16 protein-coding genes are annotated in these 17,742 nt (G+C 74.2%); 8 read left to right on the forward strand and 8 right to left on the reverse strand.

The genetic code is table 11. The features are described 5' to 3' along the window. Positions 1 to 15: 15 nt before the first annotated feature. Positions 16 to 936 (reverse strand): LysR family transcriptional regulator, encoded by a 921-nt coding sequence (locus ACFYZR_RS26440; RefSeq protein ID WP_391914458.1) that lies wholly within the window; start codon positions 934 to 936, stop codon positions 16 to 18. A 69-nt stretch (positions 937 to 1,005) separates the two neighbouring features. Between ACFYZR_RS26440 and ACFYZR_RS26445 the strand changes: the two genes are divergently transcribed. Further along, complete coding sequence (locus ACFYZR_RS26445; RefSeq protein ID WP_391914460.1) at positions 1,006 to 1,656, forward strand: MarR family transcriptional regulator; 651 nt, start codon at positions 1,006 to 1,008, stop codon at positions 1,654 to 1,656. A gap of 77 nt (positions 1,657 to 1,733) precedes the next feature. Here ACFYZR_RS26445 and ACFYZR_RS26450 read toward each other — a convergent pair whose 3' ends face one another. From ACFYZR_RS26450 to ACFYZR_RS26460, 3 genes are all read right to left on the reverse strand, one after another. Further along, a complete protein-coding gene (locus ACFYZR_RS26450) occupies positions 1,734 to 2,465 on the reverse strand; it encodes a B3/4 domain-containing protein (protein WP_391914462.1) in 732 nt (243 codons plus the stop codon). A gap of 68 nt (positions 2,466 to 2,533) precedes the next feature. Next, the gene (locus tag ACFYZR_RS26455) at positions 2,534 to 3,964 is read right to left on the reverse strand and encodes a PLP-dependent aminotransferase family protein (protein WP_391914464.1); all 1,431 of its coding nucleotides are present in this window, start codon (positions 3,962 to 3,964) and stop codon (positions 2,534 to 2,536) included. Positions 3,965 to 4,043: 79 nt separating this feature from the next. After that, positions 4,044 to 5,015 (reverse strand): GlxA family transcriptional regulator, encoded by a 972-nt coding sequence (locus tag ACFYZR_RS26460; protein WP_391914466.1) that lies wholly within the window; start codon positions 5,013 to 5,015, stop codon positions 4,044 to 4,046. A gap of 162 nt (positions 5,016 to 5,177) precedes the next feature. Between ACFYZR_RS26460 and ACFYZR_RS26465 the strand changes: the two genes are divergently transcribed. The 3 genes from ACFYZR_RS26465 (at position 5,178) to ACFYZR_RS26475 (ending at position 8,237) form a co-directional block, all read left to right on the forward strand. Beyond that, on the forward strand, positions 5,178 to 6,269 hold the full coding sequence (locus ACFYZR_RS26465; RefSeq protein WP_391914468.1) for a PP2C family protein-serine/threonine phosphatase: 1,092 nt from the start codon (positions 5,178 to 5,180) through the stop codon (positions 6,267 to 6,269). Positions 6,270 to 6,369: 100 nt separating this feature from the next. Continuing rightward, a complete protein-coding gene (locus tag ACFYZR_RS26470; RefSeq protein ID WP_391914470.1) occupies positions 6,370 to 7,770 on the forward strand; it encodes an MFS transporter in 1,401 nt (466 codons plus the stop codon). Then, a complete protein-coding gene (locus tag ACFYZR_RS26475; RefSeq protein WP_391914472.1) occupies positions 7,770 to 8,237 on the forward strand; it encodes a MarR family winged helix-turn-helix transcriptional regulator in 468 nt (155 codons plus the stop codon). The genes ACFYZR_RS26470 and ACFYZR_RS26475 overlap by 1 nt, the downstream gene beginning before the upstream one ends. Positions 8,238 to 8,352: 115 nt before the next feature. Here ACFYZR_RS26475 and ACFYZR_RS26480 read toward each other — a convergent pair whose 3' ends face one another. Further along, positions 8,353 to 8,931 (reverse strand): hypothetical protein, encoded by a 579-nt coding sequence (locus tag ACFYZR_RS26480; protein WP_391914474.1) that lies wholly within the window; start codon positions 8,929 to 8,931, stop codon positions 8,353 to 8,355. Between the two features lie 183 nt (positions 8,932 to 9,114). Between ACFYZR_RS26480 and ACFYZR_RS26485 the strand changes: the two genes are divergently transcribed. Together ACFYZR_RS26485 and ACFYZR_RS26490 are read left to right on the forward strand one after the other, a co-directional pair. Then, positions 9,115 to 9,489, forward strand: a complete 375-nt coding sequence (locus ACFYZR_RS26485) for an RNA-binding S4 domain-containing protein (RefSeq protein WP_391914476.1) — start codon at positions 9,115 to 9,117, stop codon at positions 9,487 to 9,489. 122 nt (positions 9,490 to 9,611) lie between these two features. Beyond that, the gene (locus ACFYZR_RS26490; RefSeq protein WP_391914478.1) at positions 9,612 to 10,721 is read left to right on the forward strand and encodes a hypothetical protein; all 1,110 of its coding nucleotides are present in this window, start codon (positions 9,612 to 9,614) and stop codon (positions 10,719 to 10,721) included. Here the strand turns inward: ACFYZR_RS26490 and ACFYZR_RS26495 are convergent. From ACFYZR_RS26495 to ACFYZR_RS26505, 3 genes are read right to left on the reverse strand one after another with little or no spacing between them, the layout of a single operon-like run. Continuing rightward, entirely contained in the window at positions 10,690 to 11,688 is a 999-nt protein-coding gene (locus tag ACFYZR_RS26495; protein WP_391914480.1) for a serine/threonine-protein kinase, read from the reverse strand. The genes ACFYZR_RS26490 and ACFYZR_RS26495 overlap by 32 nt on opposite strands. Then, positions 11,688 to 12,470, reverse strand: a complete 783-nt coding sequence (locus tag ACFYZR_RS26500; protein ID WP_391914482.1) for a hypothetical protein — start codon at positions 12,468 to 12,470, stop codon at positions 11,688 to 11,690. The genes ACFYZR_RS26495 and ACFYZR_RS26500 overlap by 1 nt, the downstream gene beginning before the upstream one ends. Positions 12,471 to 12,477: 7 nt before the next feature. Then, the gene (locus ACFYZR_RS26505; protein WP_391914484.1) at positions 12,478 to 14,847 is read right to left on the reverse strand and encodes an FHA domain-containing protein; all 2,370 of its coding nucleotides are present in this window, start codon (positions 14,845 to 14,847) and stop codon (positions 12,478 to 12,480) included. A 94-nt stretch (positions 14,848 to 14,941) separates the two neighbouring features. On the opposite strand from ACFYZR_RS26505, the gene ACFYZR_RS26510 reads away from it, so the two are divergent. Both ACFYZR_RS26510 and ACFYZR_RS26515 read left to right on the forward strand, forming a co-directional pair. After that, positions 14,942 to 15,364 carry a gamma-glutamylcyclotransferase family protein gene (locus ACFYZR_RS26510; RefSeq protein WP_391914486.1) on the forward strand — a complete coding sequence of 141 codons (423 nt, stop codon included), beginning with the start codon at positions 14,942 to 14,944 and terminating at the stop codon, positions 15,362 to 15,364. A gap of 392 nt (positions 15,365 to 15,756) precedes the next feature. Continuing rightward, positions 15,757 to 17,517 carry a M4 family metallopeptidase gene (locus tag ACFYZR_RS26515; RefSeq protein ID WP_391914498.1) on the forward strand — a complete coding sequence of 587 codons (1,761 nt, stop codon included), beginning with the start codon at positions 15,757 to 15,759 and terminating at the stop codon, positions 17,515 to 17,517. Positions 17,518 to 17,742: the final 225 nt, after the last annotated feature.

The raw sequence follows: 17,742 nt of genomic DNA on the forward strand, positions 1-17,742 counted from the left end.
GCTAGTGGTGGCCCCTCATACCTTCCACGACCTGTTCCGCCATGTACTCATGGCCCCGGAGGCATGATCCGGACCCATGGCCAGTCGGCGGAAGTCCTGGGCGGCGGGGGAGAGGTAGGCGTCCCGGCGCCATACGAGGGTCAGCGTCCGGTGGCAGTCCGTGGCGTCCAGCCGCAGCCAGGCCACCGGGCTGTGCCTGCCGAGGGTCTGCCGCGCGACGGCGGGCATGAGGCCGAGGCCCAGTCCGGCGCCGATCAGCTCGGGGGTGGCGGCGGCCTCGTCGCCCTCGCAGACCACCTTCGGCGTGAGCCCCTCGCGGGCGAAGAGCCGCTCCAGCAGGGCACGCTGCCAGTGGCCGGGGCGCGTGCTGACGAACTCCTCGTCCGCCAGCTCCGCCACCGCCACGCTCTCCCGGCCGGCCAGCGGATGCCCGGGTGGCACGGCCAGCAGCACCTCCTCCCGCACCAGCTCCACCGCACACAGCCCGGGGCCGGCCAGCGGCTGGGAGGCGACCGCGAAGTCCACCTCGCCGGAGGACAGATGACGCCGCATCGAGTCCGGCGGCGCCTGGAACAGGCGCACCCCCACCCCGGGGCGGTGCGCGCGGAGGGCGGCCAGCACTCCGCCCAGCTGGACCAGGGTCTCGGCGGCGACGGCGACCCTCCCCGGCCCGTCGCCGGTGGCATCGGCGATCTCGCGCCGGGCGTCGTCGAGTTCCGCCAGTGCCCGCTCGACGCGGCGCAGGAAGGCCGCGCCGTGCTCGTTGAGCCGTATCCGGCGGCCCTGGCGGTCGAAGAGCGGAGTGCCGAGTTCCGTCTCCAGCCGGATGATGGTCCGGCTCAGTGACGGCTGGGCGACGCGGAGTTCCTCGGCGGCCCGGCTGATGTGCTCGTGACGGGCCACGGCCCGGAAATAGCGCAACGACAGGAGATCCATGACGGCAGTCTCGCGGAATCGGCCATTCGGCCGACCCGCCCGCGCCCCTGCCCTCCTAGCCTGGGCCGCATGTACCAGAACCAAGCACTCGTCGGCCGGACCGCCGCCGCGCTGCGGCTTCTGGACCGGCATCCGGAGGACGGCGTCACCGGACGCCGGCTGACCGACACCCTCGACATCCCGCCCGTCGACGCCACGGCCCTGCTGCGAAGCCTGGAGGCGGAGGGGCTGGTCCGGCAGGAACCGGACGGCGCCTTCCGGCTGGCCGATCCCCTGAGCGGGCCCGCCGCCGACTGCAACGACCTGCGCGCCGCCGCCATGAACTGGGCGGACAAGCTCGCCGCGCACAGCGGTATGAGCGTCCGCCTGGCGGTGGCGCACCCGGAAGGGGCGCAGATCGTCCATCACGTCTTCCGCCCCGACAACACCCCGCAGCGTCTGGAGACGGGTGATGTGCTCCCCGTGACCGGTGCCCTGGCCCGGGCGCTGGGCGCGCCGTGCGACGGGCGTCTCGTCTACGCGACGGATGCGGCTCGGTACGGGACGGCTTCGCTGGCCGTCGCGGTCCGGTGCCCCGGGCCGGAGCCCATGGCTTGCGCCCTGAGCCTCATGGGCCCATGCCGGGCCCTGGATCCGGTGCGGCCGGAGTCCGGCCGCTGCCGGGAGTTGTTGCGGGAGGCCGCGGAGCGGATCGCGGGCGCCCTGGCCGCCGGGCGCTGAGCGGTTCACCGCGGGCCGGTGGGGGCTTGTCGCGCAGTTCCCCGCGCCCCTTACGGGGCGCTCAGCTTACGGGGCGTTCAGCGGATCAGTCGTGAGGCCGTCCTCGCCCCCGGGCTGCTTTCCGTGAGGGCCGTTACCAGTGCGTCCCCGGCCGTCGTCAGTGCCTCGTCGTCCAGTGGGCCGAGGGCATCGAGGATGAAGACGGCTCGTGTGGTGGTGAGGGTCAGGCGGGTGCGGGTGCACTGGCGCCAGTTCCAGCGGCGGCAGGTGACGCCGGCGTCGTCGCGCCAGACGACTTCGCCGGGCGGGCAGTGCTCGGTCACGCTCTCGCCGCCGCCCGTCGTCTCGAAGGGCTCCCCGCCCGTGGCGCGGACCAGCCGGGCCGGGCCCCGGTAGTGGTCGAGGTCCTCGCCGCCCAGCGGCAGGACGTGGGCGACCGAGATCGCGTTGTAGATGTCGGTCAGCCGGTCCACCCGCGGCAGCCCCGCCGGCACGCGGCGCAGCAGCGCCTCCGCGCTGGGGCGGGTGCGCTGCGGCTTGGCGCCGAAGGCGCGGAACGCCTCGCGCCAGGCGGCCAGGTGGGGGTGGTCCTCGGGGGCGGTGCGGGCGAGCCACTCGCGGGCGGTCTCCTCCGCCCCGGCGAGCAGCTTCTCGCCGGCGTCGTCGCTGGGGCCGGGCACCAGGCCCTCCGCGACGACGACCAGCGCCCGGTAGTCGGGCCGCAGCTCCCGTACGGCGGGGTCGACGGCCACGGCCTCCAGCCAGGCCCCGATGTCGGCGGTGTCGACGGTGCCGGTGCCGGTTGTCATGCCTACTCCTCGGGTCGGTACGGTTCCTCGGACCCTTCAGAGCAACATCATGAACCAAAGGGTTCTGTTTACTGTACCCCGTCCCTCGGTGGCAGCGCCCCGCACAATGCCTCCAGGGCCCCCGCGAAGGCGTGCTCGGGCGGCGTGCCGTACCCCACGACCAGGCCGTCGCCCGGCATCCCGGCCGCCTCCCCGTGCCGGTAGTCGCCGAGCCCCTCCACGGCCAGCCCCCGCCGGGCGGCGGCCTGGACGACGGCCCGTTCCGTGCCCGGCGGGAGCTCCAGCACCGCGTGCAGCCCGGCCGCGATCCCCGTGACCCGGACGTGCGGCGCGGACTCCGCGAGGGCCGCGACGAGCCGGTCACGGCGCCGCCGGTAGTGGCGGCGCATCCTGCGGACGTGCCGGTCGTACGCGCCCGAGGTGATGAACTCGGCGAGCGTCAGCTGCTCCAGGGCGCTCGTCCAGGACTCCCGTTCGCCCTTCGCCTCCAGCACCGCGTCCACGAGGTGCCCCGGCAGCACCATCCAGCCCACCCGCAGCGCGGGGGAGAGGCTCTTGCTGACCGTGCCGAGGTAGACGACCCGTTCGGGATCGAGGCTCTGCACGGCCCCGACGGGTCGGCGGTCGTAGCGGAACTCGCCGTCGTAGTCGTCCTCCAGGACCAGTCCGCCCGACCTCCGCGCCCAGTCGACGAGCGCGACGCGTCGCCCGGGGTGGAGGGGGCCGCCGGTCGGGAACTGGTGGGCGGGGGTGAGCAGGGCCGCGCTCACGCCGGTGGCGGGCAGCAGGTCGACGCGCGCGCCGTGTTCGTCGATGGGCAGGTCGGCCGTCCGCAGCCCGGCCCCGGTGAGGAGGCCGCGGTGGAAACCGAGCCCGTACGACTCCACGGCGACCGTGCCCTCCAGCACCCGGCCCAGCAGCCGCAGGGCGTTCGCGAAGCCGGCGCAGACGACGACGCGTTCGGGATCGGTCCGTACCCCGCGCGCCCGGGCGAGGTAGTCGGCGAGGGCGTGGCGCAGCTCGGGGCGGCCCCGGGGGTCGCCGGGCCCGAAGGCCTCGCTGGGCGCGGCCGTCAGGGCGCGGCGGGTGGCGGCGACCCAGGCGGCGCGGGGGAAGGCGGCCGCGTCGGGGGTGCCCTGCGTCAGATTGTGGACGGGGCCGTGGAGCCGGGCGGGAGCCATGGGGCGGTGGGGGCGCTCGGCGCGGGGCGGTTCCGCCCGGTGGGCGACGCGGGTGCCGGAGCCCTGCCGGGCGGTGAGCCAGCCCTCGGCGACGAGTTCGGCGTACGCGTCGGCGACGGTGTTGCGGGCCACGCCCAGGTCGGCGGCGAGGGAGCGGTAGGGAGGGAGCCGGGTGCCGGGTGCCAGCCGGCCCGTCCGGACGGCGTCGCGCAGGGCCCGTATCAGCGCGCCGCGCCGCCCGCCGGGGCCGTCCGGCAGCTCGAGGTGGAGATCGCTGCCGAGGCTGCCCACAGCCGTCTCACCAGCGGAATTGAGCATCGCATTCACCGGTGAATTGCACCATGGGGCCGGTTCGTTCCCCATCCAGGGTCTCGTCGTCCAGGGTCTGTCCCGTAAGTCAGACCCTGCGGAAACGGTCCCGGTACGCGGCCGGGGACACCCCCGTCTCGCGGACGAACGCGCGGCGCATCGTCTCGACCGTGCCGAAGCCGCACTGCCCGGCGATGGCGTCGACGCTGTCCGGCGTGCTCTCCAGCAGGGCCCGCGCGGCGGCGACCCGGGCCCGCTCGACGTACGCGCCGGGGCTGGTGCCCACCTGCTGGCTGAACAGCCTGCTGAAGTGGCGCCGGCTCATGCCCAGGCGCCCGGCGAGCGTGGGCACCGACAGATCCCCCGCCGGATGGGCGTCGATGTCCTCGACCAGCTCGCGCAGGGCGCCCCCGCGCGGCGGGTCGCCGCGCGTCCAGGTGCTGAACTGGGACTGCCCGCCGGGGCGCTGTATGAAGACGACCAGGAACTTGGCGACGGCGCGGGCCGCCTCCGGCCCGAGGTCGTCCTCCAGCAGCGCCAGGGTGAGATCGATGCCCGCCGTCACCCCGGCCGAGGTCACGACCGCCCCGTCGCGGACGAAGATGGCGTCCGGCTCGACCGATACGGCCGGGTAGCCCGCGGCCAGTTCGGAGCAGAACGCCCAGTGCGTGGTGGCCCGGCGCCCGTCCAGGAGACCGGCCTCGGCCAGCACGAACGCGCCCGTGCACACCGAGCCCGTCCGCCGCGCCCCGCCGGCGAGCCGCCGTACGTGCCGGACCAGTTCGCGGTCCGACGCGGCGGCCGCGTAGCCCCTGCCGCCGGCCACCATCAGGGTGTCCGGCGGCTTGCGGATCCGGGTCAGGTCCGCCGAGACGCCCAACTGCGCCTCGGCGGAGGTGGCTACGGACCGGCCGCCCAGCGAGGCCAGCCGCACCCGGTAGCCGGTGTCCGCCTCGCCGCCGGCCCGGTCGAGGACGTCCAACGGCCCCGCGACGTCCAGCATTTGCACTCCGTCGTACACGACGATCAGGACGTCGCGCGTCACCACCTTGCCGCTCACAGGCCCATCATCGAGCGCCGCCCCGGGGTCGCACCGCCGAACGGGTCAGCGATCACCTTTATGGAGTAATGTCCTTTTTTCTGGGCATAAGACGGCGTATGCCATGAGGGGGGGGCGGTGCGGTTGCGGCGCCCCACCCCGCGCCTAGGGTGGAAGACAGTCATGAAGCGAGACCCCGGCCCCGAGGTGCCGGGGGCGGCCCCGGCGCTGCCCCGCGGCGTGCGCCCGCTCGTCGTGGCGGCCTACGTCCTGCTCGCCGCCGCCGTCGCGCTGGACCTCACCACCAACCCCTCGCTGACCTTCTCCCCGGTGCTGGCCACCGCCCCCGCGCTCGCCGGCCTCGGCACCCGCAGCGCCCGCGTCCCCCTGGCGACCGGACTGCTCGCGCTGCTGCTCGTCGCCCCACTGGCCTTCGCCGATCCCGGCGTCGCCCTGCCCGTCCACCTCACGGCCGGGGCCACCGTCCTGGCCATCACCTGCGTCTCGACCGCCAACGTCGTCCTCGTCTCGACCCGCGAGCGCCAGCTGCTCCGGACCCGCTCGGTCGCCGAGGCCGCCCAGCGCGCCCTGCTGCGCCCCGTGCCCGAGCGGATCGACGGCCTGCGGATCGCCGTGCGCTACGCCTCGGCGGCCGCCGAGGCGCGGGTGGGCGGCGATCTGTACGAGGTGCTGGGCACCCCGCACGGGACGCGGCTGCTGCTCGGCGACGTGCGGGGCAAGGGGCTGGGAGCCGTCGAGACCGCCGCCGACGTCCTCGGCACGTTCCGGGAGGCCGCCCAGGTCGAGCCCGGGCTCGACGGGGTGGCCGGGCGGCTGGACGCCACCGTCGTCCGGCGCGGGGTCGGCGAGGAGTTCGTGACGGCGGTGCTCCTCGGGGTGCCGGTGCGGGGCGGCCCGGCGGAGCTGGTCGACTGCGGGCATCTGCCGCCGCTGCTGTGGCGCGCGGGAGAGGTCACCGAGATCCAGTCGCCCACGCCCGACCCGCCGCTGGCGCTGCGGCAGATGGACCCCGGCCCGTACCACCTCCTGCGCACCCCCTTCGCGCCGGGCGACACGCTCGTGCTCTACACGGACGGGGTGACGGAGGCCCGCGACGCGGCCGGGCGCTTCTATCCGCTGGGCGAGCGGCTGGCGGGACTGCCCGACCTGACGCCAGCGCATCTGGCGGACCGGATCATGGCCGATCTGCGGGACTACACGGGGGGTGAGCTGGCGGACGACGCGGCGTTGTTGATCGTCCGCAGGGAGCGGTGACCTCCGGTCCGGCGCCGCGCGAAAGCGTCGCGCAAGAGCGCCGCGCAAAAATAGAAAGGCAACCTTGCAAGGCAAGCTTTCTAAAAGCTAGCCTTGTCATATGTCGCTTCCCTTGTCCGGGTCTCCCCGGTCCATAGGCTTCGGCCCCCGCTTCGTGGCGCCGATCGTCATCGGGTCGATGCTCAACCCGGTCAACTCGACCATGATCTCCACGGCCCTCGTCCCCATCGGCCGCGCGCTCGGCACGGGCGCGGCCGGCACCGTCTGGCTGGTCTCCGGCCTCTACGCGGCCAGCGCCGTCGCCCAGCCCGCGATGGGCAAGGTCGCCGACCGGTTCGGCCCCCGCCGGGTCTACGCGGCCGGACTGGTCCTGGTGGGACTCGCCGGGCTCGCCGGGCTGCGGGCGGACTCGCTGGGGCAGCTGATCGCGGTCCGGGTGGCCCTGGGCGTCGGGACCTCCGCCGCCTACCCCGCCGCGATGGCCATGATCCGCGCCCAGTCCGACCGCCTCCGGCGGGAACCGCCGGGCGGCGTCCTCGGCGCCCTCACCATCGCCGGCCTCGCCAGCGCGGCGGTCGGCCCCGCCCTCGGCGGACTGCTCACCGGACTCGCCGGATGGCGCTCCATCTTCGTGGTCAACGTCCCGCTCGCGGCGGTGGGGCTCCTCCTTACCCTGACCTGGCTGCCCAAGGACGCCCCGCGCCCGGCCGGCGAACGGGAGTCCGCCTGGACGGCCCTCGACCCGCTGGGCGCCACCCTGTTCGCCGGGGTCACCCTGCCCGCCGTGCTCTTCCTGATGCGCCTCGACCACCCCCGGTGGTCCCTGCTCGCACTGGGCGGCGCGCTCGCGGCGGCCCTCGCCGCCTGGGAGCTCAGGGCCCGCCGCCCCTTCCTCGACCTGCGGATGCTGGCGGCCAACCGCCCGCTGGTGCGCACCTACGTCCGCTACGCCACGGCCTTCCTCGTCCTCTACAGCGTCCTCTACGGCTATACGCAGTGGCTGGAGGAGTCCGCGGGCCACTCGACGACGACCACGGGACTGCTGATGCTCCCGATGTCGGTGGTGGCGGCCGTGGCCTCCTGGCTGGGCTCGCGCCGCAGGCGGGTGCGCGGCCCGTTGCTCCTCGGCACCGGCGCGATGGTGGTGGCCACCGGGGTGCTGCTGTGCGCGGGCCCGGACAGCCCCGTCCTCCTCCTCGTCGCCCTCGGCGCCCTCTTCGGGCTGCCCAACGGCCTGAACGCCGTGGGCAATCAGACCGCCCTGTACGCCCAGGCCCCCGCCGAGCAGACGGGCACCGCCGCCGGCCTCTTCCGTACCGCGCAGTACACGGGAGCCGTCGCGGCCTCCAGCCTGATCGGCCTGTTCTACGGGGACCACGCCTCCACGTCCGGGCTCCACGCGATCGCCCTCGTCCTGGGCGCGCTGAGCGTGCTCCTGCTGCTGGCGACCCTGGCGGACCGCGACCTGGCGCGCGGGGATTCGAAAGGTACCCTTGCTTGATGAAGGACCGAGAGCAGCCCCCCGCCGCCCCCGCCCCGTCCGCCGAACTGGTCGAGGCGGCCGCCAGGCTCCGTGTGCTCACGGGGCAGTTGATGCGCCGTCTGCGCACGGCCTCGGAGGGCACGGACGTGACGCTGTCACAGGCCTCCGCCCTCAGCAGGCTCGACCGTGAGGGGCCCGCCACCACCGTGGCCCTGGCCCGCGCCGAGCGCGTACGCCCGCAGTCGATGGGCGCGACCCTCGCCGCCCTGGAGGAGGCCGGCCTCGTCGAGCGCTCCCCGCACCCCAGCGACCGCCGCCAGGCCATCATGTCCCTCACCGAACAGGGCCGCCTCCGGCTCGCGGAGGTCCGCCGGGAGCGCGAGGGCTGGATCGCCGGCGCCCTGGCGGAGCGCCTGGACGAGCGCGAACAGGCCGTGGTCGTCGAGGCGCTCGGCCTGCTCGCGCGCCTGGCGGAGGAGGACTAGGAGGGGGTCAGAGGGCCTGCCCGTTCGGGCGCCGGGCGTTCCGGCAGCGAAATCCCCGCCGCCGTGCGGCTTTTGGGTAGATTCCCGTGGGGGATCGCGCTGCCTTGCGTCAGGACTACTCGGTCGTCACCTGCGTGCTCGCCGCCACCGGCGCGCTGCCGGAGACCGCGCACTCCACCGTCACGCCGAAGACGTGCACCTTCGCCGTGCCGGGGGTGAAGGTCGTGGTGCCGGCGGCGTCGAGCTTGACGGAGGCCGTGCCGCCGGTGAGGGTCACGCCCGAACCGCTGGGCACCGGGTCGGGGTTGGTGAAGCCGGTGGCCGTCACGGTGCCGGACGAGGCGCCGCCGAGGGCGAGGTCGAGCTCGCCGGTGACGGCCTGCGCGGGGACGTTGATCGGTACCTTCAGCTGGGTGCTGGCCTGAAGGGTGAGGTCCGCCGTGCCGCCCTGCGGGACGCTCGCCGGGGCGGTCACGGTGACCTGGAGCGACTGGACGTCGCCGGGGGCGCCCGGGCCGGTGCAGGTGTAGCTGACGGAGACGGTGTCCGCCGCGGCGGACGGCGCGCCCAGGCCGAGGCCGGTGCTCGCCAGGGCGGCCACGAAGGCCGCGGCGGCCATGGCGCGCCCGCGGCGCCGGTTGCCGGCGACCGTGTTTCCTGAGCCGGTGTTTCCTGAGCCGATGGATGTGTTCATCGCCGTACTCCCATCCGGCCGGGAGCGGCCCCTGCGGACCGCCGACGGCTGCGAAGAGCGGGGGTTGAGGTGAACACGACATGAGTCGCACGGGGAGGTGCAGAAGTCAACGGACCCCCGGGCCCGGCGCGCGAGCGCCGACGGTAATCGGCCATGTCAGTGGGGTCCCCTAGGCTTACGGGCATGGAGACAGAGGGAGGGGCGGTACGGATCGACGCCTGGATCTGGTCCGTACGGCTCACCAAGACACGCTCGATCGCCGCCACGGCCTGCCGCGCCGGGCACGTCCGGCTCAACGGCGAGCGGGCCAAGCCCGCCCAGACCGTGAAGCCCGGGGACGAGGTGCGGCTGCGGCAAGAGGGCTACGAACGGGTCGTGGTCGTCAAGCGGCTCATCCGCAAGCGCGTCGGCGCGCCCGTCGCCGTCGAGTGCTACGAGGACAACAGCCCGCCGCCACCGCCGCGCGAGGCCGTCGCCCCCGCCGGTGTCCGCGACCGGGGCGCGGGCCGGCCCACGAAGCGCGACCGGCGCGAGATGGAGCACCTGCGCGGCCGCTGACGGAAAACGTGGGATTTCCGTTCCCCGTGGGAACCATCAGCTGTGGACGGCCCTCTCTGAGGCCGGACACGTACACATGTACGTCAGCACGGGACACTCACCCACATTGCGGGGGGCGGTACATGACATTCAAGGTCGCGCAGCGGCGGACGTCGGCGGCACGGAAAGCCACGGTCAGAACGGCGGCCGCGCTGGCCGCCGGACTGACGCTCGTCATAGGCGCGGCGGCGCCGGGCCAGGCCGCCGGCGCCACGCCGGCCGGGGGCGCGGCCCCGGCCAAGCCCGGCTGTGACGGCGCGGAGCGGCCCGGCGCCGTGAGCGCCGCGCCCGCGTGGGCCGCGGCGCACCAGCCGGCGCCGGTGTCGGCCCTCACCGGGACGGCCGCGCAGAACCTCGCGTACGGCATGCCGGGCCAGCTGCCCATCGGGCTGTGGTCGGACTCCGGCGTCACCCTGCGCACGCCCGTCACCAAGGGCACGGTCCGCCTGGACGTCACCAGCAAGGGCTTCAGCACCGACTCCCTGACGGTGCAGCGCTACGAGCCGAGCGCCCGCCGCTGGGTCGACCTGGACAGCAAGCCGAGCTCCGGTTCCTTCCCCACCCAAGGCGTCCTCACCTTCCCGGTGTCCGCGCCGGACGCGAGCCCCAAGCACCCGGTAGGCATCGCCCTGCGGCTCCAGGACCTCGACCGGCCCGGCACCCTCACCGTCGCCGCCTCCCTCGACGACGGCCGGGGCCACACCTACCGCGCCCCCGTCCGTACCGCCGAGGCCACCCGGCCGAAGGTCACCGTGACCGGCTGGGACAAGGGCGCCACCCTGCGGCGCGGAGGGACGGGGCGCACCGTCACCGTCACCGTGAAGAACACCACCGACCGGGCCTACCCCGCCCTGAGCGGCGCGTACTTCGCCTACGGCGCGGGCGGCTCGCACGCCCTGACGCCCAAGGACCTGACGCTGTCCCAGTACCGCACGGACCGGGGCTGGATGCGCGTCCCGCTGGTCGCGGGCGGCTGCGACCCGGGCATGAGCGCCACCCTGCTGCCCACCAGCGGGAAGCGCCTCCTCGCCCCCGGCGAGACGGCCGTCTACCGGTTGAAGGTCGCCGTCGCCCGGACCGCCCCGCGCGATGTGACCCGCGCGGACGCGGGATTCACCGTCGGCAACGGCGACACGTCCTTCCTCTCCCAGGAACTGCCCTTCACGATTCCCGGCGGCGGTCCGGGGCACTGACGGGCCCGGGGAAGACCACGGCCGCCCAGTCCGGCGGGGGAGGCGGCGTCGTCGCCTCCGGCGCCGGACTCGCCCGTCCCGTCCGCCGCAGCGCGGTCACGAACCGCAGACAGCTGTCGAAACGGTCGTCCGGCGCCTTCGCCAGCGCCGTCGCCAGGACGTCGTCGACGTCCGGGGGCAGCCCCGGCAGCAGCTCCGACAGCCGTGGCGGCGGCTCGTACTGATGGGCCCACAGCAGCGCCATGTCGTCCTCGCGCCGGAACGGCGGCGCTCCCGTCAGCATCTCGAAGACGACGCAGGCCAGGCTGTAGACGTCGCAGCGCCCGTCGACGGGCTTGCCCGAGATCTGCTCCGGCGCGACGTAGTCCAGCGTGCCGACGAACTGGCCCACCCGTGTGTAGCCGGTCAGCGACAGGGACTTCTTGGTGAGCCCGAAGTCGGTGAGGTAGACGTGCTCGGGGTGGTCGGCGTCGGTGCCCTCGGCGACCAGGATGTTGCCGGGCTTGACGTCCCGGTGGACCAGGTCGTGGGCGTGCGCGGCGTCCAGGGCGGAGGCGACCTGGCCGGCGATCCGGGCGGTGACGGGCAGGGGCAGCGGGCCCTCGCGGTCGAGGAGGGCCCGCAGGTCCTGGCCGGGTACGTAGCGCATGGCGATATAGAGGACGCCCTCCACCTCACCGGCCTCGAACACCGGCACGATGTGGGGGTGGTCGATGGCCGCGGCCACCCTCGACTCATGGCTGAAACGGCGCCTGAAGGTGTCGTTCCGGGCGAGCTCGGGGGCGAGGAGCTTCAGGGCGACGGTGCGGTCGAGCCGGAGGTCCGTGGCGCGGTAGACGACGGCCATGCCGCCCCGGCCGATCTCGCTCTCGACGCGGTAGTCCGCGATCCGGTGCCCTATCAGACCGCCCGGCCCGGCCCCGAGCGACACGTCGGGGCGCACGCGCCCCTCCTGCTCGCCGGCCATCACCGGCTCCCGCCGTCACCGCCGACGTCGCCGGCCTCGGACCCGGCGGCGCCGGGGTTCCCACCGTCGAGCCGCGTCGAGTCGGGGCCGGGCCCGGCGGGGCCCGCGCTTCCGGTGTCGAGCCGCGTGGAGCCCGCGCCGCCATCGTCGCCCAGGCCGGCAGGCCGTCCCGTCCTGCCGGCGTCGGGCCCGGTGGGCCCTGCCCCCTCGTTCCCGCCGTCCAGCCGCGTCGCCCCGGCCGGGCTGCCGCCCGTACCCCGGTCCGGTGACGGCTCGCCACCCGCCACGGCCGTCATCGCCGTGCCGTCGCTGTAGCACCAGCGGTCGCCCGCCGTGTCGTACAGCCAGATCTCCTCGCCCGCCACGACCACCCCGACCCGCAGGCCCTGCGTCGTGTGCCGGAACGTCTCGCCGTCGATGCGGCCCGCCGCCAGCTCCTCCACCGCCTTCCGGTAGCGGTCCAGCGTCTCCTCCACCCCGGCCAGCAGCTCGCGCGCCTCCGCCGTGCGGACGAGCGCCCCGCCCGCCCCGGGCGGGCGCTGCGGCAAGGTGACCAGCAGCCGGGCGTCCACCCACGCCGACCAGCCGTTGGAGCACAGCACCTGCCCCCAGTCGCCGCGCCGGGCCAGCAGCCGCACCGGCAGCAACGGGTCCAGCGGCTCGGTCGGGACGGCCGCGTCGGGGGCCGTCCACGTGGGCAGGCCCTCGTTCGGCACGACGTGCGTCGGCTGGAAACCGGGGACGTCCGGCACCGCGCCGGACGACAGGGGAACCGTGCTCATCGCGCCGTCACTTCCGCATGACCGCCGGCTCGTGGCGGCGCAGCAGCCGGGCGACCAGGACGGCGAAGACGAGGGCCAGCACCACCATCATGCCCATGTCGAGCAGCCAGGTGCCGACGGCGTGCCGGAAGAGCGGGTCGGCCCCGCTCCCGCCCTTCGGCGGAAGCTGGCCGGTCTCGGGCGGGATATGGGTGAAGTCGATGGTCGCGCTCATCGCCGCCAGCGCCCAGCGCGACGGCACCAGCCAGGAGAGCTGCTGCAGCACCAGCCTGCCGTTGAGCTCGATCATCCCGCCGCAGAAGACGACCTGGACGAGGGTGATGAGCACCAGCAGTGGCATGGTGACCTCCTCCCTGCGCACCAGCGCCGACACCAGCAGGCCCAGCAGCATGGAGGTGAACGACAACAGCGCCAGGGCGAGCGTCATCTCCAGCATCGGCGGCATGAGCACGCCCTGGCCCTTGGGGGCGCGGGTGTCCACCCCGCCGAGGCCCACGACGGCCAGGACGATCGCCTGCGCCACCGTGATAACGCCCAGCACCAGGATCTTCGACATCACATAGGCGGACCGGGACAGCCCGACGGCACGCTCCCGCCGGTAGATGACGCGTTCCTTGACGAGTTCGCGCACGGCGTTGGCCGCGCCCGTCAGCACGCCTCCCACGCACAGGATCAGCAGCACGGTGTTGGCCTTGTCGGCCGAGGCGAAGCGGGTGCCGGAGGACAGCCGGGCCATCGCGCCGGTGACGAAGGGCAGCGCGACCATGATGACCAGGAAGGTCCGGTCGGCGCTGAGCGCCATCACATAGCGGCGCATCAGGGTCCACAGCTGGGCGCCCCAGGTCTGCGCCTTGGCCGGCGCGGGGGCCGCCTCCGGCGCGGGCGGTGCGCCCAGGCGCGGCTGGTCGGTGGCGGAGGCGATGTACTGCCGGTGATGGGGCGAGGAGCGGTACTCGCCCGCCCAGTCCCGGCCCTTGTCGTTCTCGAACGCCTCGAAGGCCTCGGGCCACTGGCCGAAGCCGAAGAAGCCGGGCATGTCCCCGGGCGGCCCGTAGTAGGCGGTCCGCCCGCCGGGGGCGAGGAACAGCAGCCGGTCGCAGACGTCCAGGCTGAGCACGCTGTGGGTGACGACGATGACGGTGCGGCCGTCGTCGGCGAGGCCGCGCAGCATGTTCATCACCGAGCGGTCCATGCCCGGGTCGAGGCCGGAGGTGGGCTCGTCGAGGAAGAGCAGCGACGGCTTCGTCAGCAGCTCCAGCGCCACGCTGACGCGTTTGCGCTGGCCGCCGGAGAGGCTGTGGATGGGCTGGTCGGCGCGCTGCTCCAGGCCCAGTTCGCCGATGACCTCCTCGACCCGGGCCCGTCGTTCGGCCTTGGCGGTGTCGCCGGGGAAACGCAGCTCGGCGGCGTAGTTCAGGGCCCGGCGCACGGTCAGCTGGGTGTGGAGGATGTCGTCCTGGGGGACGAGCCCGATGCGGGCCCGCAGCTCGGCGTAGTCCCGGTAGAGGTCGCGGCCGTCGTAGAGGACGGTGCCCCGGTCGGCGGGGCGCAGTCCGGTGAGGGCGTTGAGCAGCGTCGACTTGCCGGCGCCGCTGGGGCCCACGACGGCGAGGAGGCACTTGGCGCCGACGGGGAAGGAGACGTCGTCCAGCAGGGTCTTGCGGCCCTCGTCGACCTCCACGGTCAGGTCCTGCACGTCGAGCGAGACCTCACCGGTGTCGACGTACTCCTGGAGCTGGTCGCCGACCAGGCTGAACGCCGAGTGGCCGATGCCGATGATGTCGCCGGGCCCCACCAGGGCGCGCCGCACCGCGTGGCCGTTGAGGTAGGTGCCGTTGTGGCTGCCGAGGTCGACGATCTCGTAGCCGCCGTCGGCCAGCGCGCGCAGCTCGGCGTGGGTCCGGGAGACGATCAGGTCGTCGAGGACGAGGTCGTTGCCGGCGGCGCGGCCGATCCGCACGGTGCGGGTGGGCAGGGGGCGTACGGACGTGGGCTGCCGGAAGGTGCTGGTGCCGGAGGGGTGGGAGACGGAGGAGGGCCGGTCGGCGGGGTGCGGCAGGGCCTCGGTGACATGGACGGCGGGCCCGTCGGAGGGGTTGCCGAAGCGGATGACGCTGCCGGGGCCCACGTCGAGCGAGGTCACGCGGTGGCCCTCGGCGTAGGTGCCGTTGGTGCTGTCGCTGTCCTCGAGGGTCCAGTGGTCCGCGACGGCGCGCAGGGTGGCGTGGTGCCACGAGACGCGCCCGTCGTGCAGCACGATGTCGCTGAGGGGGTCGCGCCCCACGTGGTAGATCCTGCCGGGGCTCATCACCCGCGAGCCGCCGTCGGCCTCGACGACGAGCTCGGGCGCCGAGGGCGCGACCGAGCGCTCTCCCATGGCTCTAGGCTACGGCCGACCCCCGCCGCCCGCCTTTCGGCGGCGGCAGGGGGAGACGGATGGCCGGGCGGCGGCCGGGGAAGGGAGCGCGGGAGTGACGGCGGAGGACTCCGGAGGGCTGCCCGTCTTCGTCTACGGGACGCTGCGGCCCGGGCGGCACAACCACGACCGCTTCCTGCGCGGCCGGACGGTGGCGGAGGAGCCGGCGCGGATGCGGGGCGCGGTGCTGTACGAGGGGCCGGGGTATCCGTACGCGGTGGCGGACGCGGAGGGCGAGGTCCGCGGTGAGCTGATCACCGTGGCGCCGGGGGAGTACGGCCGGGTGCTGGCCGAACTCGACGCGCTGGAGGAGTACCGCCCGGGCGATCCGCGCAACCTCTACGAGCGTGTGGTGCGCGAGGTGCGGGTGGAGGGAGGCGCTCCGGTGCGGGGGTGGGTGTATCTCGCGGCGGACCGGCTGGCGTGCCGGCTGCGGGCGTCGGGGAACCGGGTGCCGGGCGGCGACTGGCGGGGGTAGTGGCGGGGCCGCGTCTCACATAGTGATCAGTCGGCCAACATGGGCAACCTTCGGGGGCGTTGCCGCATCCTCCCCCACAAGTCGACAGGAAGTTGCGCCGTCGTAACGGTGCGTTGGGGATTTGTAAACGATAGATCAACTGTTCGGACAAGAAGCCCCTTCGCTCTTTTCATGAGCATGCCAGTGAGTGCAAGGTCATCCACGGGACCTGGACCAGGGGTCCCCGTGGTGCGGCAGAACCGGCACCGCGTGCACGCAGGCGGTCCGGTCATCCGAACCGCCCTCACGGCAAAGGGCGCTGAAACGTGCGTACATCCCCCACGAACTCCATATCGGCCTCGACCGGCAGACGCGCGCTGACCATCGCCGTCGCGGTGGTCGCCGCGGCGACCATGGCCGGCACGGCCGCGGCCGACACCCTCCCGTCCCACTCCGTGGACAAGGCCCGGGCCGCGGCCGCCGCGAGCACCGCGGCCGGCGGTGTCCAGGCGGACGTCGTCAAGGCCGCGCGGAGCGCAGCCGTCGCGAACGCGGCGGCCACCGGCGTCACTTCGGCGGACACGCTGAACGTCAAGGACGTCCTGACCGACCCCGAAGGGAAGCGGCACGTCCGCTTCGAGCGGTCCCAGCACGGCGTCGCCGTCATCGGCGGCGACCTGATCGTCCACCTGGACGCGAAGAACTCCTACCTGGGCGTGACCCGTTCGGCCAACCGCCAGGTCACCGTCCCCAGCGTCACCCCCGAGCTGAGCGCCTCCGACGCCGCCGCCAAGGCCGCCGCGTCGGCCGACGGCACCGCCGCCGGCAAGCCCGAGCTGGTGGTGGACGCCCGCGCCGACAAGGCCGTCCTCGCCTACCGGGTGACCGTCACCGGCACCCCGAAGACCGAGGCCGGCGCCGCCCACTCGGTGCTCGTCGACGCCGCGTCCGGCAAGGTCATCAGCAAGACGCCGCTCTCCGACGCGTTCATCTCGCCCGCCCTGAAGGCGAAGCTGCGCGAGCAGGGCGCCCAGGCCGCCCCGCGCACCAACACCAAGCCCCTGCCCGGGCCGGTCAAGCCCGCCGCCGGCGCCTTCCCGGCGCAGGCCACCGGCAGCGGCTCCTCGATCTTCGTCGGCAATGTGCCGCTGATCACGACCCAGACCGCCAAGAGCTCCTTCACCCTGAAGGACCCCAGCCGCGGCAATGCCGAGACCCGCAACGCGGGCCGTCAGCAGCTGGGCACCTTCACCAGCGGCAAGGCCTTCACGGACACCGACAACAAGTGGGGCAACGGCACCACGTCGGACGCCGCCAGCGCGGCGGTGGACGCCCAGTACGGCATCACCGCCACGTTCGACTACTACAAGAAGACGTTCAGCCGGAACGGCATCAAGAACGACGGCGTCGGCCCGCACGCCCTCGTCCACTTCGGCAGCAACGTCGGCAACGCCTTCTGGTCCCCCGACTGCGGCTGCATGCTCTACGGCGACGGCGATGGAAAAACGTTCAAGCAGCCGCTGGTCGCGCTGGACGTCACCGGTCACGAGCTGAGCCACGGCGTCGTCGAGGCCACCGCGAACTTCCAGCCCACGCGCGTCGACGACGACCAGAACCAGTTCGGCGAGGCGGGCTCGCTCAACGAGTCCTTCGCCGACATCTTCGGCACGGGCGTGGAGTTCGCCACGAACAACCCGGCGAACCCGCCGAACTACCTCCTCGGCGAGAAGCTCGGTCTCCAGCAGACCTTCCTGCGCCGCCTCGACAAGCCGTCGCTGGACAAGCTCGAGGGCACGGTCGACTACTGGGACGAGGGCTCCTACGACCGCGAGGTCCACGCGGGCTCCGGTGTCTCCTCGCACGCCTTCTACCTGCTGGCCGAGGGCAGCGGCAAGAAGACGATCGGCGGCTTCTCGTACGACTCGCCGACGTACGACGGCTCCACGGTGACCGGCATCGGCCGCGACAAGGCGGAGCAGATCTTCTACCGCGCGCTGAGCCGCTACCTGGTCTCCACCAGCGACTTCCACGACGCCCGCAAGGCCACCCTCCAGGCGGCCGCGGACATCTACGGCCAGGACGGCGCCGAGTACAAGGCCGTGGACGCGGCGTGGGCCGGGGTGAACGTCACCGAGGCGAACACGCCTTCCACCAACGCCAACCTGAAGCGGTGACGTCGGCGCCTGCGGCGCCGACTGGATGAGCGGGGCGTCGCGTGACGCGTCGGGTGCGACGCGTCACGCGACGGGGCCGACCGGGGGTCCCGGTCGGCCCGGGCCGTGGGGGGGGGGGCGGGCGGGGGGCCCCCCCGCCCGCCCCCCCCCCCGGGGGGGGGGGGGGGGGGCCCCCCCCCCCCCCCCCCCCCCCCCCCCCGCCCGGCGGCCCCGGCGGGGGCGGGG

This window comes from Streptomyces sp. NPDC001678, from assembly GCF_042892945.1.
Classification (GTDB): Bacteria; Actinomycetota; Actinomycetes; order Streptomycetales; family Streptomycetaceae; genus Streptomyces.